General features: G+C 73.7%; 17 protein-coding genes. 9 read left to right on the top strand and 8 right to left on the bottom strand.

The genetic code is table 11. From position 1 onward, the window contains the following. Positions 1 to 3: 3 nt before the first annotated feature. Entirely contained in the window at positions 4 to 1176 is a 1173-nt protein-coding gene (locus EI169_RS11405; protein WP_125132435.1) for an acyltransferase family protein, read from the bottom strand. A gap of 204 nt (positions 1177 to 1380) precedes the next feature. Between EI169_RS11405 and EI169_RS11400 the strand changes: the two genes are divergently transcribed. The 3 genes from EI169_RS11400 to EI169_RS11390 all read left to right on the top strand — a co-directional run bounded on the left by EI169_RS11400 (position 1381) and on the right by EI169_RS11390 (position 4116). Next, on the top strand, positions 1381 to 2586 hold the full coding sequence (locus EI169_RS11400) for an LLM class flavin-dependent oxidoreductase (protein ID WP_125133445.1): 1206 nt from the start codon (positions 1381 to 1383) through the stop codon (positions 2584 to 2586). Then, complete coding sequence (locus tag EI169_RS11395; protein ID WP_125132434.1) at positions 2586 to 3251, top strand: CE1759 family FMN reductase; 666 nt, start codon at positions 2586 to 2588, stop codon at positions 3249 to 3251. The genes EI169_RS11400 and EI169_RS11395 overlap by 1 nt, the downstream gene beginning before the upstream one ends. Before the next feature lie 100 nt (positions 3252 to 3351). After that, positions 3352 to 4116: a fructosamine kinase family protein gene (locus tag EI169_RS11390; RefSeq protein WP_125132433.1), complete on the top strand. Its 765-nt coding sequence runs from the start codon at positions 3352 to 3354 to the stop codon at positions 4114 to 4116. 22 nt (positions 4117 to 4138) lie between these two features. On the opposite strand, the gene EI169_RS11385 is transcribed toward EI169_RS11390, so the two are convergent. Continuing rightward, positions 4139 to 4738, bottom strand: coding sequence for a VTT domain-containing protein (locus EI169_RS11385; RefSeq protein WP_125132432.1), 600 nt, complete (start codon positions 4736 to 4738; stop codon positions 4139 to 4141). A gap of 138 nt (positions 4739 to 4876) precedes the next feature. On the opposite strand from EI169_RS11385, the gene EI169_RS11380 reads away from it, so the two are divergent. After that, on the top strand, positions 4877 to 6835 hold the full coding sequence (locus EI169_RS11380) for a glycosyltransferase (RefSeq protein WP_125132431.1): 1959 nt from the start codon (positions 4877 to 4879) through the stop codon (positions 6833 to 6835). Between the two features lie 7 nt (positions 6836 to 6842). Here EI169_RS11380 and EI169_RS16615 read toward each other — a convergent pair whose 3' ends face one another. From EI169_RS16615 to EI169_RS16710, 3 genes are read right to left on the bottom strand one after another with little or no spacing between them, the layout of a single operon-like run. After that, on the bottom strand, positions 6843 to 6986 hold the full coding sequence (locus tag EI169_RS16615) for a hypothetical protein (protein WP_164515490.1): 144 nt from the start codon (positions 6984 to 6986) through the stop codon (positions 6843 to 6845). A gap of 12 nt (positions 6987 to 6998) precedes the next feature. Further along, positions 6999 to 7169, bottom strand: a complete 171-nt coding sequence (locus EI169_RS16610; RefSeq protein WP_164515489.1) for a DUF5302 domain-containing protein — start codon at positions 7167 to 7169, stop codon at positions 6999 to 7001. A 57-nt stretch (positions 7170 to 7226) separates the two neighbouring features. Next, entirely contained in the window at positions 7227 to 8375 is a 1149-nt protein-coding gene (locus tag EI169_RS16710) for a lytic transglycosylase domain-containing protein (RefSeq protein WP_205783787.1), read from the bottom strand. 319 nt (positions 8376 to 8694) lie between these two features. Here EI169_RS16710 and EI169_RS11370 point away from each other — a divergent pair, with 319 nt between their 5' ends. The 3 genes from EI169_RS11370 (at position 8695) to EI169_RS11360 (ending at position 12869) form a co-directional block, all read left to right on the top strand. Beyond that, a complete protein-coding gene (locus EI169_RS11370; RefSeq protein WP_125132430.1) occupies positions 8695 to 10968 on the top strand; it encodes a polyribonucleotide nucleotidyltransferase in 2274 nt (757 codons plus the stop codon). 191 nt (positions 10969 to 11159) lie between these two features. Then, positions 11160 to 12185 carry an aldo/keto reductase gene (locus tag EI169_RS11365; protein ID WP_125132429.1) on the top strand — a complete coding sequence of 342 codons (1026 nt, stop codon included), beginning with the start codon at positions 11160 to 11162 and terminating at the stop codon, positions 12183 to 12185. An 81-nt stretch (positions 12186 to 12266) separates the two neighbouring features. After that, positions 12267 to 12869, top strand: coding sequence for a histidine phosphatase family protein (locus EI169_RS11360; RefSeq protein WP_125132428.1), 603 nt, complete (start codon positions 12267 to 12269; stop codon positions 12867 to 12869). 136 nt (positions 12870 to 13005) lie between these two features. On the opposite strand, the gene EI169_RS11355 is transcribed toward EI169_RS11360, so the two are convergent. Continuing rightward, positions 13006 to 13470: a GNAT family N-acetyltransferase gene (locus tag EI169_RS11355; RefSeq protein WP_125132427.1), complete on the bottom strand. Its 465-nt coding sequence runs from the start codon at positions 13468 to 13470 to the stop codon at positions 13006 to 13008. 31 nt (positions 13471 to 13501) lie between these two features. On the opposite strand from EI169_RS11355, the gene dapB reads away from it, so the two are divergent. Both dapB and EI169_RS11345 read left to right on the top strand, forming a co-directional pair. Further along, entirely contained in the window at positions 13502 to 14314 is an 813-nt protein-coding gene (gene dapB / locus EI169_RS11350; protein ID WP_125132426.1) for a 4-hydroxy-tetrahydrodipicolinate reductase, read from the top strand. Next, a complete protein-coding gene (locus EI169_RS11345; protein ID WP_125132425.1) occupies positions 14311 to 14760 on the top strand; it encodes a hypothetical protein in 450 nt (149 codons plus the stop codon). The genes dapB and EI169_RS11345 overlap by 4 nt, the downstream gene beginning before the upstream one ends. 33 nt (positions 14761 to 14793) lie before the next feature. Here EI169_RS11345 and EI169_RS11340 read toward each other — a convergent pair whose 3' ends face one another. Further along, the gene (locus EI169_RS11340) at positions 14794 to 15693 is read right to left on the bottom strand and encodes a TIGR01777 family oxidoreductase (RefSeq protein WP_125132424.1); all 900 of its coding nucleotides are present in this window, start codon (positions 15691 to 15693) and stop codon (positions 14794 to 14796) included. Beyond that, positions 15686 to 16111 (bottom strand): OsmC family peroxiredoxin, encoded by a 426-nt coding sequence (locus tag EI169_RS11335; protein WP_125132423.1) that lies wholly within the window; start codon positions 16109 to 16111, stop codon positions 15686 to 15688. The genes EI169_RS11340 and EI169_RS11335 overlap by 8 nt, the downstream gene beginning before the upstream one ends. Positions 16112 to 16113 lie beyond the last annotated feature (2 nt).

The raw sequence follows: 16113 nt of genomic DNA, 5'->3' as shown, positions 1-16113 counted from the left end.
GGATCAGCGCCGCGCCGCGGTCGACGGACGCGGCTGCTCGCGCGGGCGCCGCGAACCGGTCGGGTCGCTCCTGCGGCCCTCGGAGCCGGCCAGCGAGCGGTCGGCGAACAGCCACGACGGCCGGGGTTCCACGACCGGGCGGAAGATCCGGCGCACGGGCTTGGTCGCCAGGCCCAGGGCGACGAGCACGCTCGCCACGACGATGACGGGGAGCCAGATCCACGTCGGATCGAGGCCTCGGAGGATCCCCGACTCGCGGAACGGGTAGAGCACGAACGAGTGCAGCAGGTAGACGTACATCGTGTACTGGCCGAAGTGCGTCCACCACATCCGCCGTCGCGGCACGAGCACGAGGAACGCGGCGCACAGGACGAGGGCGACCGCGATGAGGGCGAGGCGCACGCCGCCCGCCCACCACTGCCCGCCCACGAGGTCGGCGTACGCGTCGTCGTAGAACAGCCAGGTGCGCAGGTCGACGTCGCGCCACACGCTCGCGAACGACCACGCGCACGCGCCGGCGGCGGCGAACGCGGCGCCGGCGGCGGCGAACATCCACCACGGCCGTCGGCCGAGGAGGCCCAGGCGCTCCATGACGTCGTGCTCGCGCAGCCACCACCCGAGCGTGAAGAACGGCAGCAGCCCGAGCGTGCGGGTGAGCGCGAAGGTCGAGTCGACGTTGGGGAGGTAGCCGACGCCGACCGAGATGACGAGCGTCCACAGCAGCGGCCATCGCAGGAGCGCGAGGTACGGGAGCACGATGCGGAAGATGCCGAGGGCCAGGAGGAACCACAGCGTCCACGAGGGCTGCGTCAGGTTCGGGTTCGCGCGGCCCTCGACGAGCCACTTCGCCAGGGTCCACAGCCCCTCGAACACGACGTACGGGACGACAATGTCGGTGATGACGCGGGCCATCTCACGGCGCGCGGGCGCACCGGCCTTCGAGAAGTACCCCGAGATGATCGCGAACGCCGGCATGTGGAACGCGTAGACCAGGAGGTACAGCGCGAGGGCGGCGTCGGAGTCGTACGTGAGGCGCTGCACGGCGTGGCCGAGCACGACGAGAGCGACGCACGCGAAGCGCGCGTTGTCCCACAGCGGCAGCCGGCGCTTGGGGCGCGGCACGGCGCCGGTGCCGGTCGTGGGCCCGGATGCGGCGGAGGCGGTCGTGTCGCTCATGTCGGCGACACACTATCCGGCGTGACCGGGGGGATCGAGGCCGTGCGCGCCGCGCCGCGATGGTGTAGCGGTCGGCGGCAGGCGCGGGAATACTCTCCGGGAGGATGCGTTACACGAGGTATATTCACGTGCATACAACACACCCGTTGCGAGAAGACACGTGGGGATGAGGAAGACATCGTGAACGACACGACGTGGCCGGGCATGCAGTTCGGCATCATGACGGTGAGCGACATCACCGAGGACCCGACGACCGGCCGCACCCCGAGCGAGGCCGAGCGGATCCAGGCGACCCTCACGATCGCCAAGCACGCCGAGGAGGTGGGCCTCGACGTCTTCGCCCTCGGCGAGCATCACAACCCGCCGTTCTGGTCGTCGTCGCCGACGACGACCCTCGCCTACATCGCCGCGCAGACCGAGCGTCTGATTCTCACGACCTCCACGACGCTCATCACCACGAACGACCCGGTGAAGATCGCCGAGGACTTCGCGATGCTCCAGCACGTCTCCGGCGGCCGCGCCGACATCATGCTCGGCCGCGGCAACACCGGACCGGTGTACCCGTGGTTCGGCAAGGACATCCGCCAGGGCCTGCCCCTCACGATCGAGAACTACGACCTGCTGCACAAGCTGTGGCGCGAAGACGTCGTCGACTGGGAGGGCAAGTTCCGCACGCCCCTGCAGGGCTTCACCTCCACGCCGCGCCCGCTGGACGGCGTGCCGCCCTTCGTGTGGCACGGCAGCATCCGCACGCCGGAGATCGCCGAGCAGGCCGCGTACTACGGCAACGGCTACTTCGCGAACAACATCTTCTGGCCGAAGGAGCACTACCAGCGCCTCATCACGCTGTACCGCGAGCGCTTCGCCCACTACGGCCACGGCACCCCCGAGCAGGCGATCGTCGGTCTCGGCGGGCAGGTCTTCATGCGTGCCAACTCGCAGGACGCCGTGAAGGAGTTCCGCCCCTACTTCGACAACGCGCCCGTGTACGGGCACGGCCCGTCGATGGAGGACTTCACCGAGATGACGCCGCTCACCGTCGGCTCGCCGCAGCAGGTCATCGACCGCTACGCCTCGATGCGCGACACGTTCGGCGACTACCAGCGCCAGCTGTTCCTCATCGACCACGCGGGCCTGCCGCTGAAGACGGTGCTCGAGCAGCTCGACATCCTGGGCGGCGAGGTCGTCCCGGTGCTGCGGCGCGAGCTCGCGAAGAACCGCCCCGCCGAGGTGCCGGACGCGCCCACCCACGCGAACCTCGTCGCGAAGGTGTGGGGCGACCAGGCGCCGCGTCAGGCGCGCCCGGGCGCGAACCGCGGTGACAACCTCACCGCCGACTCGCCCTACCAGGACACGCCCGCCCCCGCCGGCAGCGCGTTCGGCGCCGCGGCCACCCGGGTGGGTGCCTGATGGCCGGTCGTCGTATCGCGGTGGTCACCGCGGGGCTGTCGAACCCGTCGTCGACCCGCATGCTCGCCGACCGCCTCGCCGCGGCCACCGTCACCGCGCTGCGGGACGTCCGCAGCGCCGAGGCGCCCGACGGCATCACCGCGGAGGTCGACGTGTTCGAGCTGCGCGACTACGCGCACGACATCACGAACAACCTTCTGACGGGCTTCGCCCCGCCGGCGCTGGAGACGATGGTCAACGCCGTCGTGTCGGCCGACGCGATCATCGCGGTCACGCCGATCTTCTCCACGAGCTACTCGGGGCTGTTCAAGTCGTTCGTCGACATCCTCGACCCCGACGCGCTCACGGGTGTGCCGGTGCTCCTGGGGGCGAACGCGGGAACGGCGCGCCATTCGCTCGCGATCGATTACGCCCTCCGGCCGCTGTTCACGTACCTCCACGCGAATCCCGTGCCGACCGGCGTGTTCGCCGCGTCGAGCGACTGGGGCGCGAGCGCCGACGAGGTCGCGCCGCTCGGCGCCCGCGTCGACCGCGGTGCGCGCGAGCTCGCCGCCGCGATCGCCGCGCGCCCGCCGGTGCGCGACGAGGACCCGTTCGACCCCGCGTCCTACCTCGGCGAGGGCCGCTCGTTCGGGCACCTGCTCGGCGGACTGTCGGGCGAGTAGCCGCCGCCGCATCCGCTGAGCGTGCACCGTCGCGGCGAACCTGCTCCCTCCGGGGAGCGGCTTCGCCCGCGGCGGTGCACTTTCGCGTGAGGATGGGGCGATGGACGCGTACGTCAAGGAGCGCGCGGACGCCGCCGAGGGGTTCTTCGCCGCCGAAGCCGCGGGGCTGCGGTGGCTGGCCGCCGCAGCCGGTGCCCGCATCGCGCGGGTCGTCGCGGTCGACGCCCGATCCATCTCGCTCGAGCGCGTCCCGCCCGGACGGGCGGATGCGGCGGCCGCCGCCGCGTTCGGCCGCGACCTCGCGGCGACCCACGCGGCCGGTGCCGCCGCGTTCGGCGCCCCGCCGGACGGATGGAGCGGACCCACCTTCATCGGGAGTCGTCCGCAGCCGTGCGTGCCGACGCCGACGTGGGGCCGCTTCTACGCCGACCAGCGCGTGCGGCCGTTCGTGCCGATCGCGGTGCGGGCGGGCTCCCTCACCGACGCCGAGGCCGACCTCGTCGAACGGGCGTGCACCGCGATCGCCGCCGGCGCGTTCGACGACGACGAGGCGCCGGCGCGGGTGCACGGCGATCTGTGGAACGGCAACGTGCTGTGGGGGCGCGACGGGGTCGTGCTGATCGACCCGGCCGCGCACGGCGGCCATCGCGAGACGGATCTCGCGATGCTCGCGCTGTTCGGCTGCCCCCACCTCGACCGCATCCTGGCCGCCTACGACGCCGCGGCGCCGATGCGCCCCGGGTGGCGGGAGCGTGTGCCCCTGCACCAGCTGCATCCGCTCGCCGTCCACGCCGCCGGCCACGGCCGCGCCTACGGGCACGCGCTCGTCGACGCCGCCGAGCGAACCCTCGCCCTCGCTCGCTGACGCGCGAGCGCCCGGCCCGGCGTCAGAGGCGGTGCGTGCGTCGGCCGCGCCGCGCGACGACCGCGTCGACGGCGATGCCGATGCCCACGGCGAGCACGATCGAGACGACCACGGCGACGACGGGTCCCCCGGGCACGAGGCTCGCGACCAGCGCGCCCACGCACGCCTGGTACGCCGCCCAGCCCGTCGCCGCGAGCGCCGCGACGGCCGCGAACCGGGGGAGCGGCACGCGCGACGCGCCGGCCGACAGGTTGACCGCGAGCCGGGCGAACGGGATGAAGCGCGCCGTGAACAGCACCACGGCCATCCGCCGGTCGAGCCGCTCGCGCGCCCACGCGAACGCGGCCCGCACGCGTGGCCCGCGCATCCAGCGCCAGCGCTCGAGCCCCACGGCACGGCCGACGCCGTAGCACGCGAGGTCGCCGGCCAGCGCCGCGACGGCGGCCACGGCGATGACCCCGGCGATCGGCGGCGCCCCCGTCGAGACGGCGAGAGCCCCGTACGCCGTGACCGCCACCTCGCCGGGGATCACCACGAGGAACGCGTCGCCGACCACGAGCACGAACATGGCCGGCAGCGCCCACGGACTCGCGGCGAGGGAGGACAGCAGGGCGTCGAACACGTCGCATGCCTAGCACCCGGCGGTGAACGCGGCGCCAACGGGACGCGACGGTGACGCGGTGCGGTGCATCCGGTGAACTCTCGGCGCCAGGCGCCGTCGGAGCGCCCGCGCCGGCCCGCCACCGCCCACGCTGGATGCGTGAGAGTCGCGCTGCTGGCCGAATCCTTCCTCCCGCACATGAACGGGGTCACCGGCTCCGTCCTCCACGTCCTCCGCCATCTCGCCGAGGCCGGGCACGAGACGCTCGTCATCGCGCCCCGCGCGGGCGAGGTCGAGGCCGATCTCCACGGCGCGCGCACGGCGCTGCTGCGCTCGGTGCCGCTGCCCTCGTATCCGCAGGTGCGCGTCGTCTTCGCGCGCACGGCGCGGCTGAGCGCGCTGCTGCGGGAGTTCGCGCCGGACGTCGTGCATCTCGCGTCGCCGTTCGTGCTCGGCTGGCAGGGCGTCGCCGCCGCCGACGCGCTGCGCATCCCGACCGTGGCGGTGTACCAGACGGATGTCATCGCGTACGCCGAGAAGTACGGGCTGCCGCACGCGACCGCGCTGGTGTCGTCGCACGTCGCGCGGCTGCACCGTCGAGCGACCCTCACGCTCGCGCCGTCCACGGCGTCGGAGCGCCAGCTCGAGAGCCTGGGGGTCGACCGCATCCGCCGCTGGGGCCGCGGGGTGGACGCGCGGCTCTTCCACCCCGGCGCGCGCGACGAGCAGTGGCGTGCGCGGATCGCCCCGGACGGCGACGCGATCGTCGGATACGTCGGCCGCCTGGCGCCCGAGAAGCAGGTGGAGGACCTGCGGGCCCTCGCCGACCTCCCCGGCGCGCGCATCGTGATCGTCGGCGACGGGCCGTCGCGCCCGTCCCTCGAGCGGACGCTCCCCGGTGCGGTCTTCACCGGGCACCTCTCGGGGGATGCGCTCGCGCGGGCCATGGCGGGCTTCGATGTGTTCGTCCACCCGGGGGAGAGCGAGACGTTCGGGCAGACGATCCAGGAGGCCCTCGCCAGCGGCGTGCCGGTCGTCGCGACGGGCACGGGAGGTCCGGTCGACCTCGTCCGCAACAGCATCGACGGCTGGCTCTACCGACCGGGCGACCTCGCCGACCTGCGCGCCCGCGTCGCCGACCTCCTCGGCGACGACGCCAAGCGCCGCGCGTTCGGCGAGGCCGCCCGGGCGGGCGTCGCGGACCGCTCGTGGGAGGCTCTCGGCGCGCGGCTCGTCGCGCACTACCACGATGCGATCCGCCTCAGCGCGCACGACGACGCGACGGCGATCCGCCCCCGGGTCCGCGTCGACGACGCACCGGCGGCGCGACCGACGCGCACGTGGACCCGTTTCGTCGCGCTCGGTGACTCGCTGACGGAGGGGCTCTGCGACGGGTCCCGCATGCCCGACGGCGAGTACCGCGGCTGGGCCGACCGGCTGGCCGAGCTGCTCGCGCACGGCTCGGTGGAGCCCTTCCGCTACGCGAACCTCGCCGTGCGCAGCCGGCGCGTCCGCGACGTCGTCGATGAGCAGGTGCCGCACGCGCTGAGTCTGCGGCCCGACCTCGTGTCGATCCTGATCGGCGGCAACGACCTCGTCGGGCCGCATCCGCTCATCCCGGCGCTCGCCGCAGAGCTCGAGTCGGCGGTGCGGGCCGTGCGACGCACCGGCGCCGACGTGCTCCTCGTGACGCCGTTCCTGCCCCGTCGACGAGCAGCCCACGTGCTGTTCGCACGACGGTTCGCCGCCTTCAACGTCGAGGTGCGCCGCATCGCGGCGGCCACGGGCGCGATCCTGCTCGATCTCGAAGCGTCACCCGCGATCGGCGCCCTGCCGCTGTGGGCGGACGACCGCGTCCACTTGCGGCCGAGCGGTCACCGGCTCGTCGCCTACCGCGCCGCCGAGGCGCTGGGGGTGCCCGATGCCGAGGCGCTCGGGGAGCTGGACGCCGCCCTCCACGCCGACGACGCCCCGGCGCCCGGCAGCTGGCTCCGGCGCGACGCGCTGCCGTGGGTGTGGCGCCGGATCCGCGGACGCACCGCCGGCGACGGACGCGTCGCCAAGCACGACGACTACGTCACGCTCCCGGGCCGGGGGCGGCGGGTGGCCGCCCCCTGACGCGGGCTCAGCCGCCCTGCGGCGGCAGCTCGTCCTCGGGGATCTCGTCGTCGAGCAGCTCGTCGTCGTCGACGTCGGCGTCCTCGCCGGACAGATCGGGCAGGCGGTCGGCCTCACGGCCGATCTCCTCGAACGTGGGCTCGAAGACCATGGTTCCTCCTTCTCAGCCGCTCTTGCGGCGGAACTCGCGCTTGCCGGCGGCGGGGGCGTGCGTGCCGTGCACGGCCGAGTCGCCGTCGAGGTGCGCCTCGCCGCTGCGGTGAGCGGCGTTCTTCTTCTCCAGGGCCTCTCGGAACTTCCGCTTCATCTCCTCGGATGCGCCTTCGGTGCTCATGCCGCCACCCTAGGTGCCCGGCGGCGGATGCGGCCAGCCCCGGCAGGACGCACGGACTCAGTACCACCCGGTGCGCTGCGAATGGTCCCACGCGCCGCACGGCGTGCCGTAGCGGGCGGAGATGTAGGCCAGCCCCCACGCGATCTGCGTCGCGGCGCTCGTGCGCCAATCCGCGCCGGCAGAAACCATCTTGCTGCCGGGGAGCGCCTGCGGGATGCCGTAGGCGCCGCTCGACGGATTCTGCGCATTCCAGCGCCAGCCCGACTCGCGGTTCCACAGCGACTGCAGGCACGCGAACTGGTCGGATCCCCAGCCGCGGGCCGACACGGCGGCGCGGCCGATCGCCTGGGCCTGCGCGGGTGTGGCGGGCGTCGCGGCGGGCGGGGGGCCGGGCATCGATGGCGCGGGAGTCGTGGGTCCGGCCGGAGCCGGCGGGGTCGGGACGGCGGGTGCGGCCGGCGGCGGCGCGGACGGTGCGGGCGCGCCGCCCGTCGCGCCCGCCGGGGAGGTGGCGTCGGCCGCCACGCTCTCGCTCAGGTGCGCCTGGCGCTGGACGGCGGCGGTGGTCCCACGCCGGGCCGCGAGCTCGGCGTAGGCGGCGTCGAGGCGGCGCTGCGCGTCGGCGACTTCGGCGGCTTCCTCCGCGGCGGCGTCCGTCGCGCGTGCGGCGGCGGCATCCGCCTCCGCGGCCAGGCGCGTGCGCTCCGCGGCCGTGGCGGCCGCCTGATCGCGGAGGCCCTCGACGGATGCGGCGGCGGCACGGGCGGCGCCGGCCGAGCGGGCGGCGGCCCCCGTGAGGCGGTCGAGGGTCCCGAGGCGACCGAGCAGCGTCTCGGGCTCGGCGTCGGTGAGCAGGCGTGCGAGCAGGGGGCCCTCCGACGAGGTACGCCACAGACCCGACGCGAAGTCGGCGAACCGGCGCCGCTCGGCCGCCGCCGCGGCGCCGGCGTCGGCCGCCTGCCGCTCGAGCTCCGCGAGGCGCTGTCCGGCCGCATCCGCGTCGCGACGCGCGAGGGCGGCGCGCGCGGCCGCCCTCAGCGCTTCGGCGGACGCCGCCGCGGCGGTCTGCTGCGCGGCGTCGATCTCGGCGGTCAGCTCTGCGACGTCGCCGGCGGGCGCCGCCACGGCCGGAGCCACGCCGGTCGAGACGGTCAGCGCGAGCACCGCGAGGATCACGATGTGGCCCCTGTGACGGATGCGGCGCATGAGGTTACCGTAGAGGACCGTCATCCGCCGGCGCCACGCCGAAGATCCTCCCCGACGTGGCGCGGGCCCCGTGAGGTAGGCTGGATCGGGTTGCCCGTGGGGCATCCGCTCAATTCCATATGAGCTCGGAGCAGGCCGGCAGACGCTGGTCCCCTGTGGTGGACTCCCATCCGCGTGGATGGTGGTCGTCTACTGGTGGCCAGTCGCCGGGCGTCCGCGCCGACCCCGTCGTCGTCGCGCCTTTCTGCCTTCTCTGCTCCTTCGCACGATCTCGCGAGCGAAACGCGCGCGCGAGTCTAAACAAAGAAGGAGGGACCTCTTGGAAGGTCCGGAAATCACCGCCGCCGAGGCCGTTCTCGACAACGGCCGCTTCGGCACCCGCACGGTACGGTTCGAGACCGGCCGCCTCGCGCAGCAGGCGCAGGGCTCGGTCGCCGCGTACCTCGACGAGGAGACGATGCTCCTGTCGGCCACGAGCGCGGGCAAGCACCCGCGTGAGGGCTTCGACTTCTTCCCGCTGACCGTCGACGTCGAGGAGCGCTCGTACGCCGCCGGCAAGATCCCCGGCTCGTTCTTCCGTCGCGAGGGCCGCCCCTCGACCGAGGCGATCCTGGTCTGCCGTCTGATCGACCGTCCGCTGCGTCCGTCGTTCGTCGACGGCCTGCGCAACGAGGTCCAGATCGTCGTCACGGTGCTCTCGATCGCGCCCGGCGAGTTCTACGACGCCCTCGCGATCAACGCCGCGTCGCTGTCGACCCAGATCTCGGGTCTGCCGTTCTCCGGCCCGATCGCAGGCGTCCGCCTCGCGCTCATCCCCGGCCACGGCGAGCACGCCGACCAGTGGATCGCGTTCCCGACGGCCGCCCAGCTCGAGGAGGCCGTGTTCGACCTCATCGTCGCCGGTCGTGTCCTCGAGGACGGCGACGTCGCGATCATGATGGTCGAGGCCGAGGCCACCGAGGGCAGCTGGAACCTCATCAAGGGCGGCGCGACCAAGCCGAACGAGCAGGTCGTCGCCGAGGGCCTGGAGGCCGCGAAGCCCTTCATCAAGGAGCTCGTCGCCGCGCAGAACGTCGTGGCGAACACCGCCGCGAAGGAGATCCAGCCCTACCCGGTCTTCCCGGCGTACAGCCAGGAGGTGTACGACTTCGTCGCCGCCCGCGCGTACGACGAGCTCAAGGGCATCTACCAGATCGCCGACAAGATCGAGCGCCAGAACGCCGACGACGCCCTGAAGGACCGCGTCAAGGCCGAGCTCATCGCCGCGACCGAGGCCGGCGAGCTGCCGGCGCCGGCGCCGCTGGAGTTCTCGGCCGCGTACAAGTCGGTCACCAAGCTCATCGTGCGCAGCCGCATCCTCACCGAGGGTGTGCGCATCGACGGCCGCGGTCTCGCCGACATCCGCCCGCTCGACGCGGAGGTGCAGGTCATCCCGCGCGTGCACGGCTCGGCGATCTTCCAGCGCGGCGAGACCCAGATCCTGGGTGTGACGACGCTGAACATGCTCAAGATGGAGCAGCAGATCGACTCGCTGTCGCCCGTCACGCACAAGCGGTACATGCACCACTACAACTTCCCGCCCTACTCGACCGGTGAGACCGGCCGCGTCGGGTCGCCGAAGCGTCGCGAGATCGGGCACGGCTTCCTGGCCGAGCGCGCACTCGTGCCGGTGCTGCCCAGCCGCGAGGAGTTCCCCTACGCGATCCGTCAGGTGTCCGAGGCCCTCGGCTCCAACGGCTCGACGTCGATGGGCTCGGTGTGCGCCTCGACCCTGTCCCTGCTCAACGCGGGCGTGCCGCTGCGCGCCCCCGTCGCCGGCATCGCGATGGGCCTGGTCTCCGACCAGGTCGACGGTCAGACCCGCTACGCGGCACTGACCGACATCCTGGGTGCCGAGGACGCGCTGGGCGACATGGACTTCAAGGTCGCCGGCACGAGCGAGTTCGTCACCGCGATCCAGCTCGACACGAAGCTCGACGGCATCCCTTCGTCGGTGCTCGCGGCCGCGCTGCAGCAGGCCCGTGAGGCGCGTCTGACGATCCTCAACGTGCTCAACGCCGCGATCGACGGCCCGGACGAGATGGCGCCGACGGCTCCGCGCGTGATCAGCGTGCAGATCCCGGTCGACAAGATCGGCGAGCTCATCGGCCCGAAGGGCAAGACGATCAACGCGATCCAGGACGCCACCGGCGCCGACATCTCGATCGAGGAGGACGGCACCGTCTACATCGGCGCGACCGACGGCCCCTCGGCCGAGGCGGCACGCGCGCAGGTGAACGCGATCGCCAACCCCACCAACCCGGAGGTCGGCGAGCAGTTCCTGGGCACGGTCGTGAAGATCGCGACCTTCGGCGCGTTCATCTCGCTCCTGCCCGGCAAGGACGGCCTGCTGCACGTCAGCGAGGTCCGCAAGCTCGCGGGCGGCAAGCGCGTGGAGAACGTCGAGGACGTGCTGTCGGTCGGGCAGAAGCTGCTCGTGCGCATCACGAAGATCGACGACCGCGGCAAGCTGTCGCTCGAGCCCGTGGTCGAGGAGGCCGCGACCGAGCAGGCGCCCGCGGAGGACGCCGCCGAGGCGACCGCCCAGATCTGATCCGTCACGTCCGACGCCCGTCCCGCTCCGGCGGGGCGGGCGTCGTCGTGTCGGAAGCGTTACGCAATATTTATCTCCCGACCGGCTCAATGCCGGGCGGTGTCGGCGGGACGCTCTACCCTCGAAGTACGCGCGGGGGAGCGCGGTGGCCATCAGGCACCCGCGACCGCGGTTCGCTCGGGGGGCGCATCATGACGGGCTGGAGTGTCGGAGAACCGACCTCCGTCGGCCTGCCCGCACCCGACGCGCTGCATCCGTCCGGCCCGCTGCCCGTCCAGGGGCGGGGCGTCGGCGCGGGCGTCCGCGTGGACCTCGGCGAGACCGGACTGTCGGTGTTCCCGCTCGCGCTCGGCGGTGCGGAGTTCGGCTGGAATGTCGATGTCGAGGCGAGCCACGCCGTGCTCGACAGCTATGCCGAACGCGGCGGCAACATGGTCCACACGGCCGACAGCTTCTCGGGCGGCCGCAGCGAGCACATCATCGGGCAGTGGCTGCGCACGCGCGGCACGCGCGACGCCACCGTCGTGGCGGTGCGGGTCGGGCGTCACCCCGACAACCCCGGTCTCGGCTCGGTCAACCTCGTGCGCGCGGTCGAGGCCTCGCTCCGGCGGCTCGACACCGACCGCATCGACGTGCTGTACCTCGACGCGCACGCCGGCGACGCGGCGCCCCTGGAGGACACGCTCGCGACGGCGGAGTGGCTCGTCGACAGCGGCAAGGTGCGGGCGCTCGGGGCGTACGGCTACGCGGCGACCCAGCTCGTCGAGGCGCGCATCCTGTCGTCGGCGGGATACCCGCGTCTGACGGTGCTCGATGTGCCCTACAGCGTGGTGCGCCAGGACGAGCTCGACGGCGACCTGCGGCTCGTGGCGGGCGCGCAGGGCATGGCCGTGACGCCGTCGCACGCGCTCGCGCACGGCTTCCTCGCCGGTGCCCAGCGCGCGCGCTCGCGCGTGGTCCGCAGTGTCCGGGGTCAGCAGGTGGCCGCCGGCCTGACGCGCCGCGGCACGCGGATCCTGCGTGCGCTCGACGCCGTCGGGGCGGAGCTGAGCATCCCCGTCGCCGCCGTCGCGGTCGCGTGGCTGCTCGCACAGCGCATCATCACCGCGCCGATCGTCAACGCGTTCGCGCCCGCGCACGTCGACGAGCTCGTGCAGGGCGTGGGGGCGCGGCTCAGCCGCGCGCAGCTCGCCGACATCGCGCGCGCGGCGGCGTGAGGCACCGGACGCGGCGTCCGAACCTGACGTAGGCTGGACGGGTGCTCCCGGGCACGCCGACCGACGACGAAGCGAGCTGACGTGACGCACTACATCTACCTCGTGCGCCATGGCGAACATCTGGACGCCGAGCACGGGCTCGTCGACGGTCCCCTCTCGCCGCGCGGGCAGCGCCAGGCCGCGGCGATCGCCGACCGCCTGTCGGGCGTTCCGCTCGAGGCCGTCTGGCACTCGCCGCTGCAGCGCGCCGAGCAGACCGCGCACGCCGTGGCCGAGCGACTCACCGCCGTGTCGCCGACGCCCTCGGCGCTGCTGTTCGACTGCGTGCCCACGGGCATGACCCCCGAGACCCCGGCGGCGTACGAGCCGTTCTTCGGCGCGGTCACCGAGGCGGAGATCGAGGCCGGCAGCGCCCAGATGGCCGATGCGACGGCGGAGTTCCTGCGCCGGCGATCCGGCGAGGTGCACGAGCTCCTCATCACCCACAACTTCGTCATCGGCTGGTTCGTGCGCGAGGTGCTCGGCGCGCCCGACTGGCGCTGGCTGACGCTGAATCAGGCGCACTGCGGCCTGACCGTGATCGCGCAGAAGCCCGGGCGGCCGTGGACGCTGCTCACGCACAACGACCTCTCGCACCTCCCGTGGGAGCTGCGCACGGGCCTTCCCGAGCCGCTGCCCTTCTGACGCCGCCGCGCCGCCGGCCGCGTGCCCCCGCGCGGGCTTCGGGAGGATATCCGGCTTCCGGAGGGCGGATTCCGCCGCATCCCCCTCCCGAGGCCGAATGTCCTTCCGACGCGCGCGCTCAGGGCGTGAGACGGCGTCAGAGCGTCTTGCCGTACCAGCGCGTGGCGTTGGCGTTGTCGTTGTACGGCTCGATCGCGACGTAGCCCGAGCGCGCGTACAGCGCGCCGGCCGCGTCGAGCGAGTGATGCGTGTCCAGCACGACCTCCGCGGCGCCGGCTTCGGCCGCACGGCGCTCGAGGTCCTCGAGGATCCTGCGGCCCCAGCCGCGCCCGCGGCCCGCGTCGCACACGTACAGGTGCTTGACCTCCCAGCGCGGACCCGCGGGGCCGTCGGTGATGCGGCGGATGCCGCCGCATCCGGCCGGCTCCTCGCCGTCGTACAGCACGACGAACGCGTCGCCGTCGGCGGTGAACGCGTCGGACGGCGGCATGTTCACGCGGTAGCCGCCGCCGGGGAAGTTCGCGGCGCGCAGGGCGAAGTACTCCTCGAGCAGTCCGTGGGCGTCGGGGGAGTCCACGCGGGTCGGACGGATCGTGACCATGCTCCGAGGGTAGGCCACCTAGGCTGGTCGCATGTCGACGCGCGTGGCCCTCGTGGGCGGGACCGGGAAGCTGGGGCGCGTGATCCGCGCCGTGGTCGAGGACGACCCCGACTTCGAGCTCGTCGCGGTGCTCGGATCGTCCTCGAGCCTCGATGAGATCGACGGCGCCGACCTCGTCGTCGACGCCACGAGCCCTATCGTCTCGATCGACGTCGTGCGCGCCGCCATCGAGCGCGGCGCGAACCTGCTCGTGGGCACGTCGGGGTGGTCGGAGGAGCGGATCGCCCGCATCCGGCCGCTCGTCGACGACGCCGGCACGGGCGCGGTGTTCGTGCCGAACTTCTCGCTCGGCTCGGTCGTCGGCAGCGCCCTCGCGGCGGCCGCCGCATCCCTCTTCCCCTCGATCGAGATCGTCGAGGCGCACCGCGAGACCAAGGTCGATTCGCCCAGCGGCACCGCCGTGCGCACGGCCGAGCTCATCGCCGCGGCACGCGCGAGGACGGGGCCCGTCGAGGCGCCGCACATCGATCAGCGCGCCCGCGGCCAGCAGGTGGCGAGTGTGCCGATCCATTCGCTGCGCCGCCCGGGCGTGGTCGCGCGGCAGGAGGTGGTGCTCTCCGGGCCGGGGGAGTCGCTCACGATCGTGCACGACACGGTCGAGCCGGCTCTCGCCTACGCGCCGGGCATCCGGCTCGCCCTGCCCGCAGCCCGCGACGCGCGCGGGGTGGTGGTGGGGCTCGACGCGTTCGTCGACCTGCAGCTGCGCCACCGCTCCACGCGGCCCGCCGAGGGGCTGCGCGAGGACGCCCCCTCCGGCCAGGTGGCGCGCACGAGCGAGGTATGAGCGCGCGCGTCGGCGTGGCGGTCATGGCCGCCGCGCTGCTGCTGTACATCGTGCTCGTCGGCCAGCGCGCGTGGCTGCTCGTCGCGAGCGGAGAGCCCGTCGGCATCGGCCTGGGCGTGGCGCTGTTCGTGCTGCCGCTCCTGGCGGCGTGGGCGCTCGGTCGCGAGCTCTGGTTCGGGTGGCGCGCCGAGCGTCTCGGCCGGCGGCTCGACGCGGAGGGACGGCTGCCGGGCGACGAGGTGGCGCTCCGCCCGAGCGGGCGTGTCGCGCGGGAGGACGCGGATGCGGTGTTCCCCCGCTACCGCGCCGAGGTGGAAGCCGAGCCGGACGACTGGCGTGCGTGGTACCGCCTCGGCCTCGCGTACAACGCCGCCTCCGATCGGCGACGTGCGCGCGAAGCCATCCGCCGCGCGATCCGGCTCGAGGGCGCGGAGCGGCGCCGCTGAGGGCGCGGCGGCCGGCCTCTCAGCGCTCGGAGCTCAGCGCGCCGGGATGACAGCGGCCACGGCCTCCTCGACCGTGCGGTGACGGAAGGTGAAGCCGGCGAGCTCCAGCGCCGCCGGCGCCACATCCGCGTCGGCGAGCAGCAGCGCGTCGGCCGCATCGCGTCCGAGCACGAGCTTCAGCGCGGGCACGGGCGCCGTCAGCACGAACGGCCGGTTCAGGCGCCGCGCGAGCGCGAACCCGAGGTCGTTCGCGGTCGCCCTGATCGGGCCGGCGAGGTTGACCGGGCCGTGCAGGCCGTTGTCGAGGATGTGCCGGATGCCGGCGACCTCGTCGTCGAGCGAGATCCACGGCCACACCTGCGTGCCCCGGCCGATCGGGCCCGAGAGCCCGAACCGGGTGAGCGGGAGGAGCGGCTTGAGGATCGCGCGCGGGTGGATGAGCGGCGCCGTGCGCAGCAGCGTGACGCGCGCGTGCTCGCCCGCTGCGAGCGCGGCCGACTCCCACTCGCCGGCGAGATCCGCGAGGAACCCCTCGCCGCGCGGCGCGGACTCGGTCAGCCGCACCCCCGGCGCCGAGCCGTAGTAGCCCGTCGCCGACGCGCTCACGAAGTGCGGTGCATCCGCCCCCAGCGCCCGGATCGCGGTCGCGAGGGTGCGCGTGGGCGTGATGCGCGACCACAGCAGCTCGCTCTTGTAGCCGGGCGTCCACGGCAGGCGCGAGATCGACGCGCCGTTGAGCCCCACGACCGCGCTCGCACCCGCGAGCACGTCGGGGTTCAGCGGCGAGCCGCTCAGCCACTGCACCTCGTCGGGTCCCTGGGCGGGGCGGCGGACGAGGGTGGTCACGCGCACGCCGTCGGCCCGGAGGCCGTCGACCAGCGCCGCGCCGATCAGACCGGAGGCGCCGGCGACGACGACGTGCGGGTCAGGCAAGCGTCGCCTCGAGGGTGATGTCGATGCCCGCGAGCGCCTGCGAGACGGGACAGTTGGCCTTGGCCTCGCCCGCGATGCGCTCGAAGGTCGCCGCGTCGATGCCGGGCACGACGGCGTTGACGTTGAGGTGGCTGCCGGTGATGCCGGTGCCGGGGATGAAGGTGACGGATGCGGTGGCGTCCACCGACTCCGGCGGCGTGCCGTTCTGGGTGAGCGCGTGCGAGAGCGCCATCGAGAAGCACGACGAGTGGGCGGCGGCGATCAGCTCCTCGGGCGTCGTCACCGACGACGAGCCTTCGCTGCGCGCTTTCCAGTTGACGTCGAACGTGCCGGCGCCGGAGGTGGCGAGGGTGACCTGGCCGGACCCCTCGAACAGGCTTCCCTTCCAGGCGGTGCGGGCTTCGCTCGTGACGGACATGA

Source organism: Microbacterium sp. 10M-3C3 (assembly GCF_003931875.1).
GTDB lineage: Bacteria > Actinomycetota > Actinomycetes > Actinomycetales > Microbacteriaceae > Microbacterium.
This window is presented reverse-complemented; position numbering and strand designations above follow the sequence as displayed.